Annotated in this window: 3 protein-coding genes and 1 pseudogene; all 4 read right to left on the bottom strand. The window is 45.1% G+C overall.

Features of this window, described 5'->3' with window-relative positions; all coding sequences use genetic code 11:
- Positions 1-59: 59 nt before the first annotated feature.
- Entirely contained in the window at positions 60-1,685 is a 1,626-nt protein-coding gene (locus FC18_RS07380) for an Ig-like domain-containing protein (protein WP_056975915.1), read from the bottom strand.
- 57 nt (positions 1,686-1,742) lie between these two features.
- Positions 1,743-2,546 (bottom strand): Ig-like domain-containing protein, encoded by an 804-nt coding sequence (locus FC18_RS07375; protein WP_054680115.1) that lies wholly within the window; start codon positions 2,544-2,546, stop codon positions 1,743-1,745.
- A 1,541-nt stretch (positions 2,547-4,087) separates the two neighbouring features.
- Positions 4,088-4,369: a hypothetical protein gene (locus FC18_RS07370; RefSeq protein ID WP_156660888.1), complete on the bottom strand. Its 282-nt coding sequence runs from the start codon at positions 4,367-4,369 to the stop codon at positions 4,088-4,090.
- Positions 4,370-4,570: 201 nt separating this feature from the next.
- Positions 4,571-5,783 (bottom strand): annotated as a pseudogene (locus FC18_RS07365) (hypothetical protein); the annotation flags it as partial.

Here is a 5,783-nt window from a genome sequence, read left to right as displayed (position 1 = left end):
CACCTCTGAGTTGGAGAAAAATCTCCAACACCAGAAAGTGTAGACCCCTTTTTGTTTGGCTAAATTGCGGTGCAGATTTCGTGTTCAATGGTGCCATCAGCGGAAATGTAGCTTACAAGGTACTTGTCACCTTTCTTTGGTGTACCACTGAGTAAGAAACTGAATGCGTTGTCGGTAGCAATCATTGTCCGCGTCAGATCAAGATCTGATAGACTCTGTACAACAACCTGCGTACCAGATGGTGCAGTCCCCTTAAGTGTCTTAGCGGAACTATCAGCCACCGCAGAGAGGTTCTTTTGTGCAACAACCGTTAATTTCACGAAGTTGTTTACGTCACCGTTCACTACAACAGCGTAGTTTGTGGCGGCCAGTACACCGCCCGTTACATTAATAGTGAAGTTCCCGGTAGTTGTTGATGAACCAACACCAACCTGCTTGCCTAGTGTTTTGCCATCTGAACCAATTACGTACATATCCAGCGTTGCGCTTGGATCAACAGCGTATCCAGTTACGGTGGTGTCACCTACAACGGCAGAGTAGACGTCTGCTGGTGAAAGCTTGATGCCTCCAGAGAGGGTAGATTCAGAATATCCGTCGTAAGAAATTGTCTTGACCGTCAGAGTGTCTGTGGTTAGCGCGTTATCAGGCACTGCGATTGCAAATGTTCCATCTGAGTTTGGCGTAGCAATCCCAATGAGTGTAGTTCCGTTGAGTAGTTGAACCTCATCGATTGGTTCGTTGCTATTACCTTTCTTGGTTACAGTTCCGAAAACAACCTGTACATTGCTTTCGGCGTTAATGGTTGCGTGATCAAATGGCAAAACCTCAGCGGATAATTCCTCAGAAGGCACTTCATTTAATTCTGAGTTCAGTACCAATTCGGTTCCTACATCTTGTTTTTCGGCGAATCGGATGTTGAACTTACCATCATCACCAATAATAACTGCGTCTAAGCGCTCGGGTCCATCGGCCGTGTTCTTGTCAACTGTTAACGTAGCCCCAGGTTGCCCCGTACCGCTAATACCAGCAGGTGAGTTGCCAGACTCATTCTTATCAAGCACAATGTTTGCAATAGACTTTTGCACGGTGTAGCTCTTTGATAGTACGGTATCATTCAGTGTCGATGTAACGGTAATTTGTTCGCCAGCTTTGAGAGCCCGATTAAGTGCAATAGTGAAGCCATTTCCTTCATTGCCTTCATCAGCAACATCAACACCTAGAACTTTTTTGTCGCTATCGGTAATACGAACGCTGCTTCCAACTGGCGCAAATCCAGTTATGGAGGTTGTTTTTTCTGTTAACGGCTGGTCGTTAATATCGATTTCGGTCGTTGTGGAGGTAACTGTTGTTTCAATTACATCGGAGTATTTATCGTTTAGCTTTGCACGAAGATATAACTGTGTATTTGCTTTCTGCTGTCCAATTTCAACTGAGAATCGGCCTAAGTTGTCAACTAGCGCAGAGCCTAGGATTGCTCTAAAATCCTCTGTCGTTGAAACTTCTACTGTTGTCCCGGCCTGACCAGTACCTGTGATTGTATCTTCAGCTTCGGAGATTTCAGTAACTGAAGGAGCTTGAACCACGTCGGAAGCCTTCGGGCTAACGGTTACCGTAACTGCTGCACTCTGCTTTCCTTCACGTACGGCATACACTGTAAATTTCGCATTTGCTTCGAGTGCGTTCATACTTACCGAAAACTTTCCATCAGTGCCTACAGTAGTATCTTTACCAACCTGGTTGTTTTAGCTATCGAACACCTGGATGGTGTCACCGGGAGTTGCTGTTCCAGAGAGACTGGTGTCACCCTCGGTGGCTTCGCCAACAACAGGGGCGGCTACAGTAGCTGGAGTGCTATCATCGGTTACTTGCACTGTAGTTGCTTTACTTGGCACATCATTGACTGTTGCAGTTACATGTAGGTTTGTGCCGGCGGCTTGCTTTGGAATTGTCAAGCTAAACGAACCGGAGCTGCTGGCATCACCCTCAACGAGCTTTGACCCATCATCTTTAGTTACTGTGATGTGGCTGTTCGGAGCTGCAGTGCCTGTAATTGTTGTGGAACTTGTAGTCACTTTATTAACATCAGGGGCATCGACAGTCGTTGTGGACGCAGCCTTTACGGTCACGTATGTTACTTCGCTAGGAAGGAAGTCTGCGCCAATTGCCATTACTTCTAGTACCGTTCCCAAAGGTTGCTTAGTAATCTCAACGGAAAAGTCACCATTAGAGTCAGACTGGCCTTCAATGTCTTCTCCGGTAGCAACTTTAATGCTAATCGTTACGTTTGGATCTGCAGTACCACTAACGGTTGTATCGTCGGTGGTCACGGGTTCGGATACCTTTGGTGCGCTTGCTGCACGACGTAGTACTGATTCCGTGGCCGCGTGTGTCATATAAGGGGTGGTTACAAATGCTGAAATTGTTCCGCCCATCATGGTGAGCACTGCTGCGCAGGCAAATACCCAACGCTTACCCGCTTTAAACATCTTGAAGTTTGTGCGGGATTGATTTGTCTTTGAAAGAGAATTTTTGTTTGCGTTATTCATAATTTTCCCTCCTTGGGAAGTTGTGTCTAAGGAAGTTTCTGCGCACATGCTTAGTTTGTCTTTATGCCTAGGCATAATTTATCGCTTCCTTTCTCCGCTATCTTCACGTTGGGAAGTAGCGTTCTGACCAGGGGGCCAGAGGTGAAGAATCTGTGGTGCCTACTGTAGATTCGATGCCGTCCTTTCGTACTGTGTTTATTAACACAAAACTGAGTTAAAATTTTCGGTGGCCGGCCACCTCTATACGTCGTGAACTAGGTAGTACATCGTTGACACGTCCTTTCCTTAACGTTTGCGCACTGTGTACATCTCGTCGTCATTACTATGATTGTCGTTTTACGTAGTCAGCTGCGTCATCTGGTATAGTGCAAGATGTTGCGTAGATAGGTTCTACTGCATCCGCTAGTTCTGACTATCGTTCAGAATTATTAGTTGGCTGATGGCGATGATGATCTGCAATGTGTGGCGTTATTAATTGTCACATCGATTTGCGTTGAATGAGAAGTTATACGTGGAATTTGTAGATTACCAAGTACGTTATCAACTTCATTCGCTTTGCTTCATCGATTCGGGGAGGTGAGCTCAACCTTGCGTGTTGCTTGGCTTTTGCTCCCCCTTGATTACTAGAATACAGGGCTCGGAAAATAATGGCAAGCGCTTTATTTTAGGAAATTATCCAGATGATAAGCACTTCTATTTATATTTTAATGATTGACTGAGTAGTTATGGTTTCTAAAGTTCGTGCTAATTGTTATTTTAAAGCTGATTTCTAGATGTTAACCCCAAAGACCATTTTTGAATAATCGCGGTCTAAAGTTGACCATAATCAGTTAGTGATTACAGAAAATTCCAGCTATTACTACGATTTTTATAAAGTGATTAACAATCAGCTTATGTAACGATTTGCTGACCCTAACTATAATTTTCATGTATGAATATCAGTCTATACCAGTTAACATGTAGTGATTATCGGTCAACGTGTTAGTTAATATAACTAACTAGCTGATAGTTGGGGGCGCGGATAACGCTATATGCCACAATTTTACGAACGTACGCTCTTTTTCTAAAAAGTTGATGAGAAATAAATATTTTTACGAAAACAAGCGTTTTTTAAAATAGAAAACAGATGTTTACGATTCTAGCACATCTAGCGCAGCGTAATGCTAGTTTTGGCAGTTGTAGTACTTAGATTGGCAAACAAATCCGTTCTCAGGCTCAAATGATTTCAGGCATACCAGGCTATGAGCAAGTTGATACTCTGAGAAACCGCAGGTAGTCCTATGTGTTGATGGTCTGAATTTCGCCATTGTAAAACGATTTAATATTAGAAAGTACTGCAATATCTAAGCTGAATTTGCACTATGGACGGTAATAATTGTACTTGGTCGGTCATTTAGGTGCTTATTTTGCGACATAAAATAACAAACGTTTTGTTTGAACCTGATATGTTAGCTTAAGCATTCACGGATACCTGGTAGGCTGTTCGTGAATCAATAAAAAAGGATCAGAAAATCCCTCTGATCCTAAATTCATGCATGCGATTATTTGTATAGGTGTCTATATTCCTCATTTGGTTGATCGAATGACATTGTCACCGCGCCATCATCCGCAACCAGCATTTGGCTCTCCAGCTCGATGAACTCATCAAGTGCGGGCGCTAAGTTTTGTTCACCGGCGAGTCTGTCTTTCAGAGTTAGTCGAAACCGCTCTGATTGATTATGACGCTGCAATAGCTCTTCTTTACTAAACGTGTCTACTGTAAACATGTTATTTTCTTCGTGGTTGACGGATGCTGCGGGAATGAGGATAAATGCTGCAGACATGGACCCCTAAGCAGTACCGAACCTGTTGCTAAGTTCTCGTTTTCGGGTGTCTTTACTGTTATTATGTTCTGCAAATTGCGGTTTCCTAGTTGGTATATGGTTAATACTTGTAACCTATTAGTGCTTGACACGCAAAAGAAGCCCCCACAGTTTACATTGCGGGAGCTTCTTCGCTAGTGGAACTATTTGGTTACTGGTTAGTTAAGCGTTGCGCTTGCGAAGCCCAGCAAGACCGAACAGTGCGCCCATGGCAGCAACTGCACCAACGGCGGTAGCAGCGGTGTTGACGCTGTTACCAGTCTGGGTGAGGGACTTGTTTGCGGACTTAGCAGCAGCCTTCTTGGTTGCGGTAGTGTTGAGAGACTTAGCTGTCGGTGCCTTGTAACCTTCAGCCTGAGCCTGCTTGCCTTCTTCAGTAGTAGGCTTTGCTGCATCATCGGTGTCAGTACCCTGGTCGTCAGTGTTTTCGTTTCCGTTACTGTCGGTATCTTCACCCCGGTTGTTGTCTTTAGCAGCCTGAGCCTTGGCAAGGTCGTCAGCAGCAGTCTTCTTCAGGCCATCGTTGAGAGCTTGAGCCTTGGCGTCGTTACCAGCAATTTCGTCGTATGCGGCTTTATCAGCATCAGCTTGCTTCTGAAGGTTGGCAAGCTTTTTAGCCTGGAAGTGTGCATCAAGGTCGGTCCCAGCCTTCTTGTCTCTCTGAACGTGAAGGTCAAGATCAGCGCCGGCCTTCAAATCCTGAGCAGATGTGAGAGCAGACTTAGCAGTTTCAACTGCCTTCTGCTTAACATGAAGGTCAAGATCTGCCCCAGCCTTAGTCTCCTGCGCCTTTGTCAGAGTTGTCTTTGCATTTTCAAGCTTGGTTGTGTCCGTGTTTAACTGAGCAATGGCAGTACCAACCTGGCTCTTAACCTTTTCCAGATTATTCTGGTGCATGGCATTAGGAGTCTTGTCATTATCAACCATCAGTTGTGCAAGCTTCTGCTGTTCAAGAAGCGTGGAAATATCGGTGTTGTCCTTGTTTACAGCATTCTGTGCATTAGTAACAACAGAGGTTGCGAGGTCGGTTCCGGCTTTTGCATCGTTAGCAGCTGCCTGAGCCTCATCTGCGGCCTTTTGTGCGTCATTCAGTTCATTCTGCTTACGTGTAACGTGCAAAGCTGCTGCTTCCTTGGTTGCCGCAGCGTCATTGGCCTTAAGCTTAGCAGATGCAAGGTCAGAAGTTGCTGTCTGTGCGTCGGTAGCTGCTTTTTCTGCAGTTTCCTGAGCTTTAGCAGTCACATTAGCCTGATTTTCCTTAGCTGTTGCTGCTGCAGAGGCAATTTTTGCCTGATCAGCAGCTGCTTTTTCTGAAGCGGCAGCTTTTGCCTTGGCAGCGGAAAGTGCATCAGCCTGGGTAGTGGTTTCAGTAGCA

Source organism: Lacticaseibacillus sharpeae JCM 1186 = DSM 20505, assembly GCF_001436225.1.
Taxonomy (GTDB): domain Bacteria; phylum Bacillota; class Bacilli; order Lactobacillales; family Lactobacillaceae; genus Lacticaseibacillus; species Lacticaseibacillus sharpeae.
This window is presented reverse-complemented; position numbering and strand designations above follow the sequence as displayed.

Coding starts and splice junctions, on each gene's coding strand:
- FC18_RS07380 (WP_056975915.1), bottom strand. CDS start 1,685: ATGAACGCACTCGAAGCAAATGCGAAATTTACAGTGTATGCCGTACGT.
- FC18_RS07375 (WP_054680115.1), bottom strand. CDS start 2,546: ATGAATAACGCAAACAAAAATTCTCTTTCAAAGACAAATCAATCCCGC.
- FC18_RS07370 (WP_156660888.1), bottom strand. CDS start 4,369: ATGTCTGCAGCATTTATCCTCATTCCCGCAGCATCCGTCAACCACGAA.